The following is a 13,623-nucleotide window of genomic DNA, read 5'->3' on the forward strand; positions in this document are numbered from 1 at the left end:
CGGTTTGCGCGCCGAAGCCACAGGGTGACGGGGCCCGGGAAGTCTTTGACCTCAATTATGGTTGAGGTTTTACGGTGATCGCATGAGCTTGGAGTCAGTCGCACGGCAGACGCTGTACAGCCAGACCCGCGCGAGCGGCGGCGACCTGCACGCGCTGGCGAACCACGCCCTGCTGAAGCGGATCTGGCGGTTCTCGGCGCGGCACCACCGCCGTCTCGGCGGATTCGTCGCGCTCAGTGTTGTGACAGCACTGCTGGCGGTGGCCACACCGGTGCTGGCCGGGCGAGTGGTCGACGAGATCGTGAGTTCCGGCGCGCCCGCGACGGTGGTCGCCATCGCCGTGATCATCGCGGTCGTCGCGGTGGCCGAGGCCGTCGTGGCGATGTTCACCCGGTGGCTGTCGTCGACAATCGGTGAGGGCCTCATCCTCGATCTGCGCACCGCCGTGTTTGACCACGTCCAGCGGATGCCGGTGGCCTTCTTCACCAGAACGCGTACCGGCGCGTTGGTCAGCAGGCTGGGCAACGACGTGATCGGCGCCCAGCGCGCGTTCTCCGACACGTTGTCAGGCGTCGTGTCCAACCTTGTCACGTTGACGCTGACGCTGGCCGTGATGCTCGGCATCTCCTGGCAGATCACCCTGCTGTCACTGCTGCTGACGCCGCTGTTCCTGCTGCCCGCACGGCGCATCGGCGGGACCATGGCGACGCTGAGCCGTGAGGGTGCCATCCATAACGCGACGATGAACACCCAGATGACCGAACGGTTCTCGGCCCCCGGCGCGACGCTGGTCAAGCTTTTCGGCAGCCCGGCGCGCGAGTCCGCGGAGTTCGCCCTACGGGCGGACCGGGTCCGAGACATCGGCGTGCGGACCTCGATGCTGCAGGCGACGTTCATGAACTCGCTCACGCTGATGTCGGCGCTGGCGCTGGCATTGGTGTACGGACTCGGTGGCGTGCTGGCGATCGGCGGGCAGTTGCAAGCCGGAGCGATCGTCTCGCTGGCTCTGCTGCTGACCCGGCTGTACGCGCCGCTGACCGCGCTCGCCAACGCGCGCGTCGAGATCGCCAGTGCACTGGTCAGTTTCGAGCGGGTCTTCGAGGTTCTCGACCTGGTGCCGCTGATCCGGGAACGGCCCGACGCCAGGCCGCTGCCCGACGGTCCGGTGAGCGTGGAGTTCGACGATGTCCGGTTCGGTTACCCGTCGGCGACCGAGGTGTCGCTGGCCTCGCTGGAGGAGGTCGCCGTCCTGGATGATCGCGGGGGAGACGAAGTGCTGCAAGGTATCTCGTTCACCGCGAAACCTGGCCAGATGGTGGCCCTGGTCGGATCGTCGGGCGCGGGTAAGTCGACCATCGCCTCCCTGGTGGCCAGGCTCTACGACGTGTCGTCGGGGGCGGTCCGGCTGGCCGGTGCCGACGTGCGCGACGTGACGTTCCCGTCGCTGCAGCAGACCGTCGGCGTGGTGACCCAGGACGGTCACCTGTTCCACGAGTCGATTCGATCGAACCTCACGCTGGCCGCCCCGGACGCAACAGACGACGACCTGTGGGCAGCACTGCGCCGCGCTCGGCTCGACGACGTGGTCGCCGACATGCCCGAGGGACTGGACACCGTCGTCGGCGAGCGCGGGTACCGACTCTCTGGTGGGCAGCGTCAACGGTTGACCATCGCCCGGCTGCTGCTGGGTTCGTCACGGGTCGTCATCCTCGACGAGGCGACGGCATCACTGGACTCGGAGTCGGAGGCGGCCGTGCAGCAGGCACTGGCCGAGGCGCTCGACGGCCGGACGTCCATCGTCATCGCGCACCGGCTGTCCACGATCCGCGCGGCCGACGTCATCCTGGTTGTCGAGGACGGCCGCATCGTCGAACGGGGCACGCACGCACAGCTGCTGGCCCGTCGCGGGCGCTACACCGAGCTGTATGAGACACAGTTCCGGGCCGGGGTGGACGCCGCATGATGCGACGCGTTAATCGGTTGTCCATCGTGGGAACCTTGAAGCAGGGGATTGATCGCGACGCGTTCGTGGCCGTCGTGTCACAGGCATGGGATAGACAAGAAACTGATGGGTGATGTGATGCGCACGCGAGAAGCCGGGCTTGTCTCCGAGCCGGCCATCGCACCGCCGCCGCGCCGGATCCGGTCGTCGTCGGACATCCTGCGTCTGCTGCCGTATCTGTTGCCCTACCGCGTGCGGTGGATCGCGATGCTCATCGCGGCCCTGCTCAGCCTCGGTGCCACCGTCAGCATCCCGCTGCTGACCAAGGCCGTGATCGACGGGCCGGTCCGCAATCAGGATCAGCAGCAGCTGTGGGTGCTCGGCACGGCGGCGTCCGCGCTGCTCATCTCCGAGGCGGTGCTGTGGTTCATCCGGCGCTGGCTGGTGGCACGGGCCACGATGGGCGTCGAGGCCGATATCCGCAAGGATCTCTACGCCCGTCTGCAGATCCTGCCGATGGCGTTCCACGGCAGGTGGCAGTCCGGGCAGTTGCTGTCGCGGGTGATGAACGACCTGAGCACCATCCGCCAGTTCCTGTCGTTCGGGCTGCTCTTCCTGCTGCTCAACATCATTCAGATCATCGTGGTGACGGGCATCCTGCTCGCGATGTACTGGCCGCTCGGCGTCGTCGTGGTGGTGTCGATCGCGCCGATCACCGCCACAATCCTGCACTTTGAGCGCCAGTTCACCACGCTGTCCCGCGCCGCGCAGGACCAGTCGGGCAATGTCGCGACCCACGTCGAGGAGCAGGCGCTCGGGCTGCGGGTCGTCAAGGCCTTCGGTCGTGAGGAGTACGCCTACCAACGCTTCGACCAGCGCGCCTCCGACCTGTTCGACACCGAGGTGCGCAAGGTCGGGGTGTCGGCGAAGTTCTGGACGCTGCTCGAGGTCATCCCGAACGTCACGCTGATCATCGTGCTCGGCATCGGCGCCTACGCGGCGGGCAACGGCCTGGTGACGATGGGAACGCTCGTCGCGTTCATCACGATGATGCTGTCGCTGGTCTGGCCCATCGCGTCGCTGGGCTTTCTGCTGTCGATGACCCAGGAGTCCATGACCGCGGCCAACCGGGTCGCCGAGATCTTCGACGCGCCGCGCGACATCACCGACGGTCCCGATGACAACACCCCGCGCGGTGGCCGGCTGCAACTCGTCGACGTCGGCTTCCGGTTCCCGGATAGCGATGAGTGGGCCCTGCGCCACGTCAATGTGACGGTCGAACCCGGCGAGACGCTGGCCCTGGTCGGGGCGACGGGGTCGGGCAAGTCAGTTCTGGTGGCCCTGCTGTCGCGGCTGTACGACGTCACCGAGGGCGCCATCCTCATCGACGGGCACGATATCCGCGAGTTGTCGCTGCCTGCGCTGCGGCAGGCGGTGGCCACGGCATTCGAGGACCCGACGCTGTTCTCGATGTCGGTGGCCGAGAATCTTCGGCTTGGCAACCCGCAGGCCTCCGACGAGGAACTCGCGCAGGCCGTCGACGTCGCGGCAGCGGGCTTCGTCTACGACCTGCCGTTCGGGCTTGACACCCGGATCGGCGAGCAGGGCATGAGCCTGTCCGGCGGTCAGCGTCAACGGCTCTCACTGGCCCGTGCGCTGCTGGCGGACCCCTCCATCCTGGTGCTCGACGACACCCTGTCCGCGCTCGACGTGCACACCGAGGCGGCGGTGACCGAGGCGTTGCACCGGGTACTGCGGACTGTCACCGGACTGATCGTGGCGAATCGGGCCTCGACGGTGTTGCTCGCCGATCGGGTCGCACTGTTGGAGAGGGGCACCATCACGCGCGTCGGCACGCACGCCGAACTGTTGGTCGACGCCCCCGAGTACCGCTACCAGCTGGCCGCCGACGATGACCTCGACGACGGGGCCGAGCGCAGCTGCGACTGGGAGCAGAACGAGGAGCGCGACCGACTCGATCGCATTCTCCAAGAGCGCGAACATGGTCTCCAAGATCACGATGGCGACCTGGACTTCGTCGCCTCGGAACGAGACAGACGATGAGCACCACGGACTGGAGGGGCCGCGCCGTCACCAACGATGACGACGACCTGCCCATCGACGAGTCGATATCTCGCCGCCGCGAGGCACGCTCGCTGCTCGGCTCGCTGCTGCGGCCCTACGTCACCACCATCTCGCTGTTGGCGATCGTCGTGGTGGTCGAGAACGCGGCGCGGTTATCGGTGCCGCTGCTCGTGCAGCGCGGTATCGACCACGGCATCCCGCCGATAGTCGACTCCGGCTCGACGCGCGAGCTGCTGATGATCGTCGCGTCGCTGTGCGGTGTGGTGCTGGTGCAGGCAACTGGCCGGATGTTCTTCCTGCGCCGGTCCGGGAGGATCGGTCAGGAGGTGCTCCTGGAGTTGCGCCGCAGGATCTTCCGGCACTTCCAGCGGCTCGACGTCGCCTTCCATGACCGGTACACGTCGGGGCGTGTGGTGGCCCGCTCGACCAATGACGTCGAGGCCATTCAGGACATGTTGCAGAACGGGTTCGACGGTCTCATCACCGCGGTCCTGACGTTGTTGGGCACGTCGGTGCTGCTCGTCGTGCTCGACGTGAAACTCGGCCTGATGTGTCTGTGTGCCTTCCCGGTGCTGGTCGTGCTGGTGTGGTGGTTCCGCACGCAGTCGTCGAAGACCTATCTGAAGGTGCGCGAGAGCGCGGCCCTGGTGATCGTGCAGTTCGTCGAGACAATGACCGGCATCAAGGCCGTGCAGGCCTACCGTCGCGAACCGCGCAACCAGGAGATCTTCACCGACGTCGCTGACCAGTACAAGAACATCAACGAGCGGGCCTTCAAGCTGCTGGCGGTGTTCATGCCCGGGGTTCGCCTGGTCGGCAACATCACCACCGCGGTGGTGTTGCTCTACGGGGGATACCGGGTGCTCAACGGGGAGATGACGCTCGGCACGCTCACCGCGTTCCTGCTGTACCTGCGGATCTTCTTCGAACCCATGCAGGAGATCTCGCAGTTCTTCAACACGTTCCAGTCCGCCGCTGCGGCGCTGGAGAAGATCGCGGGCGTGCTGGCCGAGCCTCCCGGCATCAAGGACCCCGACCGCCTTGTCGAGCTGCCAACGGTCAAGGGTGACATCGCGTTTCGGGACGTCGGCTTCTCCTACACCCCGAACCGGCCGGTGCTGCCCGATCTGGACCTGCGCATCCCGGCGGGTCAGACGGTCGCGCTGGTCGGCACGACGGGCGCGGGCAAGACCACCATCGCCAAGCTCATCGCCCGGTTCTACGACCCCAGCTCGGGTGCGGTCACTCTCGACGGCGTCGACCTGCGTGACCTCGCCCAGACAGATCTGCGCCGCCACGTCGTGATGGTCACGCAGGAGAACTTCATGTTCGAGGGCACCGTCGCCGACAACATCCGGTTCGGCCGACCGGATGCGACCGACGCCGAGGTGCGCGCGGCGGCCGAGGCCGTCGGGGCGGACAGGTTCATCGATGTGCTCGCCGACGGCTACGACACCGACGTCGCCAAGCGCGGTGGCCGGTTGTCCGCGGGGCAGCGGCAGTTGATCGCCTTCGCACGGGCGTTTCTCGCCGACCCTGCGGTGCTCATCCTCGACGAGGCGACGTCATCGCTCGACATCCCCAGTGAGCGGCTGGTGCAGCGGGCGCTGGCCACTGTGCTGGCAGATCGCACCGCCGTGGTGATCGCGCATCGGCTGTCGACAGTGCAGATCGCCGATCGGGTACTGGTGCTCGAACACGGCCGCATTGTGGAGGACGGTCCGCCCGACGAGCTGGTCCTCGGCGAGGGCCGCTACGCCGCGCTGCACGAGGCGTGGGTGGCCTCGCTGGCCTGACGCACGGTCAGGGGATGAGGCCGCGGCGCCGCGCCCGCGACACCGCCTCGTGTCTGGTGTGGGTGCCGAGTTTGACTGCGGCGCTGCGCAGATAGCTCTTCACCGTCTCGGGTTTCAACGAGAGGCGTTGCGCTGCCTCGGCATTGGTGCAGCCCATGGCGACCTGAGCAAGGACATCGAGTTCCCGCGACGTCAACGGCGGGCCGTCCTGGGGATCACCACCGGTCAGGCGGTTGGCCAGATTCTGCAACTCGTCGCGCATCTCGGGTCCGGCGTCGCGGGCCAGTCGGCGCAGTTCGGCGTGCACCTCCCGGAGCACCTCGGGTATGGCGGATGAGCGCTCGCGCGAAGACCCTGTTTCCGCGTTGGCCGTCTGGGCTTCCCGCAGCCGTAGCCGGCGGTCCACCTCGTCGCGTATGCGTAGCTCGTCGGCGAGGCGGCGGGCCGACGCGACGACGAGGTCCACCGTGCGCCCACCCACCGGCGCGCTCGAGCGGTAGGCGCCGTAGAGCATCGCGCGGGGGACTCCGTCGACGATCACGGGCACCGCGAGGACCGAGCGCATGCCCTCGGACAGCACCGGGGTGTCGTAATCGTGCGTGATGGTCGAGGCGTTGGCGTAGTCGGCCACCGACAGCGGCCTGCCCGTCGCCATGCTCGCCCCGCCCAGCCCGGATCTCGACCGCACCACCAGGCCGCGCAGCAGGCTGGTCCTCGTCCCGACGAACTCGCTGAGCAGGACCCCGTCGCCGTGCACCTCACCGCCGAACATCACCGGCACCCGGCCTTCGGCGGCCACGAGGCGTAGTTCGGCCCGCAGCGCGTCGGTGTCCCGAGGCCGGAGCAGCGGTGATGCTGTGGTCATAGGCAAGGGCACGGGGACCCTCTTTCGGGGGTAGCGGGCGGATGACTGTGACATAGATCCTATCTGTCATGAGCACCAACACCGATTTGTATCGCAATGCCCGCGATCAGCTCGTGGCCGTGATCAGCGACTATGACGAGGCAGTTGGCACATTCGCCTGGCCGCAACTGACCGGCGCCTTCAACTGGGCCACCGACTGGTTCGACGTCATCGCCAGCGACAACCACCGCACAGCGCTGTGGATCGTCGAGGAGGACGGCAGCGAGCATAAGGTCAGCTTCGCCGAGATGGCCGACAGCTCCGACCGGGTGGCGACGTGGTTGGAGAGCCTGGGGGTCGGCAAGGGTGACCGCGTCATCCTCATGCTCGGCAACCAGGTCGAGCTGTGGGAGGCGATGCTCGCGGTCGCCAAACTCGGCGCCGTCATCATGCCCACCACCGGAGCGCTGGGCCCCGCCGATCTGGCCGATCGGATAACCCGCGGTGGTGCCGCGTTCGTGATCGCGAACGACACCGACACCGCGAAGTTCGACGACGTCCCCGGGGACTACGTCCGGATCGTGGTCGGCCATGCGGTGCCCGGCTGGCACTCCTACGCCGCCGCATATGCCGTCGCGTCGGCGGGGCGGTTCACGTCGAGAACCACTGTCGACGACTCGATGCTGGTCTACTTCACCTCGGGTACCACCACCCGACCCAAGTTGGTCGAGCACTCGCAGGTGTCCTACCCCGTGGGGCACATGTCGACGATGGCGTGGATCGGCGTGCGGCCCGGCGACGTGCATCTGGCGATCAGCTCGCCGGGGTGGGCCAAGCACGCGTGGAGTTGCTTCTTCGCACCGTGGATCGCCGAGGCGACGATATTCGTCTACAACTACGGCCGGTTTGATGCCGCGGCGCTGCTGGCTCAGATCCGGCGGGCCGGGGTCGCCACGTTCTGCGCGCCGCCGACGGTGTGGCGCATGTTGATCCAGTCCGATCTGGGGAGCAGGCCCGAAGCGCTGCGCGAGGTTCTGGGGGCGGGCGAGCCGCTCAACCCCGACGTCATCGCGACTGTCGAGCGGGCCTGGGGACTGACGATCCGCGACGGCTTTGGGCAGACCGAGACGACGCTGCAGATCGGCAACACACCAGGGCAACCGGTGAAGGCGGGATCAATGGGCCGGCCTATGCCCGGCGTGCCGGTGGTGCTGGTCGACCCGCTCACCGGGGAGCGTGCCGAGGAGGGCGAGATCTGCCTCGACCTGCAGGCTGACCCGCTGAATCTGATGACGGGCTACCTCGGGGACCCCGAGCGCAACGAGGCCGTGATGGCTGGCGGCTACTACCACACCGGTGATGTCGCCAGCCGCGACGCGGACGGCTACATCACCTACATCGGTCGCACCGACGACGTGTTCAAGAGTTCGGACTACAAGGTGTCGCCGTTCGAGTTGGAGAGCGTGCTCATCGAGCACCCGGCGGTGGTCGAGGCCGCCGTCGTGCCGCAACCCGATGACACCCGGCTCTCGGTGCCCAAGGCGTATGTGGCGCTGGCCGACGGTTGGGCCGCTGACGCGGAAACCGCCAGGGCGATCATGGAGTACGCCCGAGATCACCTGGCGCCCTACCTCAAGGTCCGCCGCGTCGAGTTCTTCGAACTGCCCAAGACCATTTCGGGCAAGATTCGCCGCGTCGAACTGCGGACGCGAGAGGATGAGGCGCACCAGTCGGGTACGCCGATCGCCACCGAGCACCGATACGAGGACCTGCTGAAATGACCGCAACGACACAGTCTTACGACGCCGGCCCCACGGACATCCCCGTGCTCGAGGAGACCATCGGCGCCAACTTCGTGCGCACGGCCGCAACGCATCCCGATGTCGAGGCACTGGTCGACATCGCACAGGGGCTGCGCTACACCTACGCCGAACTCGACGCCGAGATCGACATCGTGGCGCGGGGATTGATGGGGCTGGGCGTCGAGAAGGGCGACCGCGTCGGCATCTGGGCGCCCAACTGCGCGGAGTGGGTCATCGTCCAGTACGCGACGGCCAAGATCGGCGCCATCCTGGTCAACATCAACCCCGCCTACCGCACGCACGAACTGGCCTACGTGCTCAACCAGTCCGGTGTGTCGACGCTGATCTCGGCACGGGAGTTCAAGACCTCCGACTACCGCGCCATGGTCGACGAGGTCGCATCCGGTGTCGACTCGCTGTCCAATGTCGTCTTCCTCGGCACCGCTGACTGGGACGCGCTGCGCGCCCGCGCGGATGAGGCGACGGCGGCGCAGCTGGCCGAACGCATGGCCGGGTTGGCCAACACCGATCCGATCAACATCCAGTACACCTCGGGGACAACGGGTTTCCCGAAGGGTGCGACGCTGTCGCACCGCAACATTCTCAACAACGGGTACTTCGTGACGGGCCTGATCGATCTGCGGCCCGGCGATCGGCTGTGCATCCCGGTGCCGTTCTACCACTGCTTCGGCATGGTGATGGGCAACCTCGGCTGCACCACTCACGGTGCGACGATTGTGATTCCGGCACCCGGCTTCGATCCGGGGTTGACGCTGTCGGCTGTCGAGTCCGAGCGCTGCACGGGCGTCTACGGCGTGCCGACGATGTTCATCGCGATGCAGAGCCATCCCGACTTCGCCGAGCACGACCTGTCGTCGCTGCGTACCGGCATCATGGCGGGCGCGGTGTGCCCGGTCGAGGTGATGAAGCGCTGCGTGGCCGATATGCACATGAGCGAGGTGGCGATCGCGTATGGCATGACCGAGACGTCGCCGGTTTCGTGCCAGACACGCCGCGACGACGACCTGGAACGGCGCACCTCCTCGATCGGGCGTGCTCATCCGCACGTGGAGGTCAAGATCGTTGACCCGGACACCGGCGCGGTGGTGCCGCGCGGTGAGCCCGGCGAGTTCTGCACCCGTGGTTACTCGGTGATGCTCGGCTACTGGAATGACGACGAGAAGACTGCCGAGGCAATCGATTCCGAGGGGTGGATGCACACGGGCGACCTGGCGGTGATGGGTCAGGACGGCTACTGCAACGTGGTCGGGCGGATCAAGGACATGGTCATCCGCGGCGGGGAGAACGTGTATCCCCGCGAGATCGAGGAGTTCCTCTACACCCACCCGGATATCGAGGACGCTCAGGTGATCGGCGTGCCCGACGCCAAGTACGGCGAGGAGATCTGCGCGTGGATCCGGATGCGGCCGGGGCGTGCGCCGTTGGACGCGGCCGCGGTGCGTGCATTCGCGTCGGGGAAGCTGGCGCACTACAAGATTCCGCGCTACGTCCACGTCGTCGCGGAGTTCCCCATGACTGTCACCGGCAAGGTCCGCAAGGTGGACATGCGTGACGAGAGTGTCCGGCTACTTGGTCTCTAGAGGTCTTAACCCTGCGAGAGCAGTTGCGCCAGTTTGTCGTTGGCGGCGCGTAGCCGGGGTATGACGGCGGCGGCGCCGGCGCGCGCATCCTCATCGTCGGACTGCATGTGGCTCACCGCGTTGAGCCGGGCCCGGTTGAGCCAGTGGGTGAGGTCGGGGTCGTCGAACCAGCGCAGCTGGTTGTGGTTGAACGCCAGCGACATGGTCAGCCAGTCGACGGGGTTGGTCGGGTGCGGTACCGGTCGGCAGTAGTCGTTGCGGGTGTCGTCATCGTTGTCCCCACCACCGAAGTCCATGGCCTCGACGCGGGCGGTCACCGCCGCGCTGAACGCCGGCTGGCACGTGCGCACGGACTGCAGTGTGATGGCGCCGGGGGAGAACACCGGGGTGGCCTCGCGCAGTCCGATGCCGTCGGCGGAGCAGTCGAGGTACAGCGCATTCGGATCGGTGTCGATGGTGCCGCCGTCGAGGACCACTTGGCCCGGCTGCACCGACTGGACGCGACCCATCCGGACGACGTTGCGGATCTGCCGCAGCTGGTCGAGCTCGCCGCGGCTGACGATGGCGCAGCGGTACATGGTGGGTTCGACCGTCTCGTCGATGCGCAGCAGGCAGCCCGCCGCCTCGAGGCGCACGTAGAGGTCGTCGATCGAGGTCGCCTGCTTGATCGCCCGGCACTGCGCCGCGAAGTCGGCCAGCACCCGGCGTGCGAACGACTTCCCGGGCTGGACGGCGGAGCGGTCGAGTAACCAGGAGTCGCGCGGTTTGATCCACGTCAACCGCTGCGCTGGGATGCCGTGGCGCAGCAGCCACAGGCAGGTGTCCATCGAGGTCTTACCCGCCCCGACGATGACGTACTGGTCGGCCAAGGCCTGGCGGGGCAGGCCGTTGGGCGGAATGCAGGTGACACCGTCAGCGACGTCGTAGGCCGGTGGTCGCATCGAGGGGACGACGATGCTCAGGTACGCGGCGTCGACGATGCGGCGCCGTACCTGCACCCGGTAGTCCTCGCCGGCCAGTGTGCGGAACTGACCGGCGCCGTCGGCCTCACCCAGGTACTCGCTCATCGGGAAGTAGGACACCTGGCCCGACGGCAGCAGATGCTGGCGCATGACGGCGTCGTAGTAGGCGCTGACCTCGCTGCCGCCCGCCAGTTCGTAGTAGCCCTCATTCCAGCCGGACGCGTCGATGGTGTCGTGGCCCAGTTTGCGCGAGTTCACCCCGTAGTACGCCGAGGGCTGGTGCAGTCGGACATATGGGTAGGCGCTGAGCCAGTGCCCGCCGGGGGCGTCGTTGCGGTCGACGATGACCACGGTGGCGTCGGTTTCGGTGATCAGGGTGTCGGCGAACGCCATGCCCATCGCGCCAGCACCGATCACGAGGTAGTCGGCCTCGATCGTCCGCATCGTCACAGCTTGCCCTCCAGCTACCCCGCTGGTGGGGTGAACTGGCTCATCACGAACTGTGCCCCCTGCGGGTCGCGAACTGTCACGTCCCGCGTCCACTCGGAGTCCTCGCTGTGCACCACGGTGCCGCCGAGGCCCTCGGCGGTGGCGGCTGAGGCGTCGCGGTCCTCGACGGTGAAAGACACCTGCCACGTCTCCTGCCTGCCCTCACCGATGATGCCCATCCATGCGACGGCGTCCTCGAATCCCGGCGGGGCCGAGACCTCGGACTGCACGTCGAGGATGTTGGGGTAGACGGTGGCGGCGAGGTGGGCGCCGTAGCCGGGCCTGCGCACCATCGTGCCGAAGCCGACGTCGTCGACCTCCCAACCGAACACCGCGGAGTAGAACTGCGCCGCGGCGTGCGGATCGGTGGTCTGCAGATCGCTGAAGTTCCACGTGCCCGGCACGTTGACGAGTTGTGCGCCGAGGCGGCGACGGGCCTGCCACAGCCGGAACTCGGCACCGCGTGGATCGACGCAGACCGCCAGCCGGCCACCGGGCCCGGCGTCGACGGGGGCCAGAGTGACGGTGCCGCCGGCATTCTCGACGGCTGTGGCCGTGGTGTCGGCGTCATCGACGGCGATGTAGGTGCGCCATGTCGCGGGCTCGTCGCCCTCTGGGGAGGCGATCGCGGCGACGTCCTGGCCGTCGATCGTGGCGATCAGGTAGTTGCCCGGTGCCTCGGCGGGTATGGCGTCGGTGAATGTCCAGCCGAATAGGCCTGAGTAGAAGCGTTTGGCCTCGTCGAGGTCCTTGGCGACGGTGTCGACCCAACTCGGGACGCCTTGTGGGTAGGTGCGAGGGGCTGCGGACGCGAGGAGCGATGGAGGTTCGGTCACGCAGCCAGCATTCCCGAAGGGGCTGACACTCCAAACGTCCTTCAGTCGGTGCAGGTCAGCGGTAGATCAGACCCGACAGTCGCATCGTGAGCATGCGCCGGGCCGCGGGGATGCGACCGGCGATGCCCAGGAACATGTTTCGCAGCGGACGGAGTGCGCGGGGCAGCGTGGCGAGGTGGGTGAGGCGGTCGGTCAACTCGACGACCTGCTGGGCGATGGGACGCCGGGCGGCGCTGTAGTCGTCGAGCGCCCGCTCCGATCCGCCGTCCGGGCCGCTGTCGAGTGCCACCGCCAAGGCCTCGGCTAGCGCTGTCGCATCCTGGATGCCGAGGTTCATGCCCTGACCGCCGGCCGGGCTGTGCACGTGGGCGGCATCGCCTGCGAGCAGGATCCGGCCCGCTCGGTAGGTGTCGGCGACGCGGTGATGGATCCGGAACCGTGACCCCCACACCACCTCGGTGACCGCGAGATCGCCAGGCCCCCTTGCATCGAGGATGTCCTGGACGAATCGCGCCGATGGCACATTCGGGGCGTCGTCGACGGGGGCCACGATGCGGAACGATCCGTCGGGCAGGGGAGCGATGACGGTGAGTCCCTCGGCTGCCCAGAACAGCTTCACCTCGTCGGTGGGAGTGTCCCCGGTCAGCCGGGCGTCGGCGAGGACGAACGAGTGCTCATACGAGCCGCCGGAGAAGCCGATGCCTGCCTGTTCGCGGACGGTGCTGTGCATACCGTCGGCGCCGACGACGTAGCGGGCGCGGATGGTGTCACCGTCGGCGAACGTCGCGGTGGCGCCGTCCGTGTCCTGCGCGATCATGGTCAGGACCTTGGCGCGGATCACGTCGCCACCGAGTTCGCGCACTCGGTCGAGCAGCAGGCGTTCGGTCGTGGACTGAGCGATCAACAGCGTGAAGGGGTACTTGGTCGACAGGCCGCTGAAGTCGATCGGCAGCAGGACCTTGGCGCCGTCGCGGATGGTGAATCGGGGGGCTTCGATGCCCTCCTTGATGAGTCGGCGGCTGACGTCGAGAGCCTCGAGAACCTCGAGGGTGCGGGCGTTGACGGCAGCGGCGCGCGAGGTGTTGGCGCCTTCGGCCTGCCGATCGACGAGCGCTATGGCCGCGCCCTTGAGCAGCAGGGATGCCGCCAGTGTCAGGCCGGTGGGGCCGGCTCCCACGATGAGGACGTCGACATCGTGCGTCGGGATGTCGTGCATGGGACTCTCCTTCGTCTTGGCGCCTGCTGTCGCCACTTTTGCCAACGCGT

Annotated in this window: 9 protein-coding genes; 5 read left to right on the forward strand and 4 right to left on the reverse strand. The window is 67.6% G+C overall.

The window, feature by feature from the left end:
* The first annotated feature begins 82 nt into the window (after positions 1-82).
* From ACZY0X_RS07945 to ACZY0X_RS07955, 3 genes are all read left to right on the forward strand, one after another.
* Positions 83-1,963: an ABC transporter ATP-binding protein gene (locus ACZY0X_RS07945; protein ID WP_463769192.1), complete on the forward strand. Its 1,881-nt coding sequence runs from the start codon at positions 83-85 to the stop codon at positions 1,961-1,963.
* Between the two features lie 117 nt (positions 1,964-2,080).
* Entirely contained in the window at positions 2,081-4,006 is a 1,926-nt protein-coding gene (locus ACZY0X_RS07950; protein ID WP_463769194.1) for an ABC transporter ATP-binding protein, read from the forward strand.
* Entirely contained in the window at positions 4,003-5,823 is a 1,821-nt protein-coding gene (locus ACZY0X_RS07955) for an ABC transporter ATP-binding protein (RefSeq protein ID WP_463769196.1), read from the forward strand. Before ACZY0X_RS07950 ends, ACZY0X_RS07955 begins: the two co-directional genes overlap by 4 nt.
* Before the next feature lie 7 nt (positions 5,824-5,830).
* On the opposite strand, the gene ACZY0X_RS07960 is transcribed toward ACZY0X_RS07955, so the two are convergent.
* On the reverse strand, positions 5,831-6,688 hold the full coding sequence (locus ACZY0X_RS07960) for a LuxR C-terminal-related transcriptional regulator (protein ID WP_463770554.1): 858 nt from the start codon (positions 6,686-6,688) through the stop codon (positions 5,831-5,833).
* Positions 6,689-6,756: 68 nt separating this feature from the next.
* On the opposite strand from ACZY0X_RS07960, the gene ACZY0X_RS07965 reads away from it, so the two are divergent.
* Both ACZY0X_RS07965 and ACZY0X_RS07970 read left to right on the forward strand, forming a co-directional pair.
* A complete protein-coding gene (locus ACZY0X_RS07965; RefSeq protein ID WP_463769198.1) occupies positions 6,757-8,448 on the forward strand; it encodes an AMP-binding protein in 1,692 nt (563 codons plus the stop codon).
* A complete protein-coding gene (locus ACZY0X_RS07970) occupies positions 8,445-10,070 on the forward strand; it encodes an AMP-binding protein (RefSeq protein WP_463769200.1) in 1,626 nt (541 codons plus the stop codon). Before ACZY0X_RS07965 ends, ACZY0X_RS07970 begins: the two co-directional genes overlap by 4 nt.
* 5 nt (positions 10,071-10,075) lie before the next feature.
* On the opposite strand, the gene ACZY0X_RS07975 is transcribed toward ACZY0X_RS07970, so the two are convergent.
* Genes ACZY0X_RS07975 through ACZY0X_RS07985 form a run of 3 tightly spaced genes read right to left on the reverse strand, consistent with a single transcriptional unit; the run spans position 10,076 to position 13,573 of the window.
* Positions 10,076-11,476 (reverse strand): NAD(P)-binding protein, encoded by a 1,401-nt coding sequence (locus ACZY0X_RS07975; RefSeq protein ID WP_463770556.1) that lies wholly within the window; start codon positions 11,474-11,476, stop codon positions 10,076-10,078.
* A 20-nt stretch (positions 11,477-11,496) separates the two neighbouring features.
* Positions 11,497-12,357: a VOC family protein gene (locus ACZY0X_RS07980; protein ID WP_463769202.1), complete on the reverse strand. Its 861-nt coding sequence runs from the start codon at positions 12,355-12,357 to the stop codon at positions 11,497-11,499.
* A 55-nt stretch (positions 12,358-12,412) separates the two neighbouring features.
* Positions 12,413-13,573 (reverse strand): FAD-dependent oxidoreductase, encoded by a 1,161-nt coding sequence (locus tag ACZY0X_RS07985; RefSeq protein WP_463769204.1) that lies wholly within the window; start codon positions 13,571-13,573, stop codon positions 12,413-12,415.
* Positions 13,574-13,623: the final 50 nt, after the last annotated feature.

The organism is Mycobacterium sp. IDUB_39, from assembly GCF_055419205.1.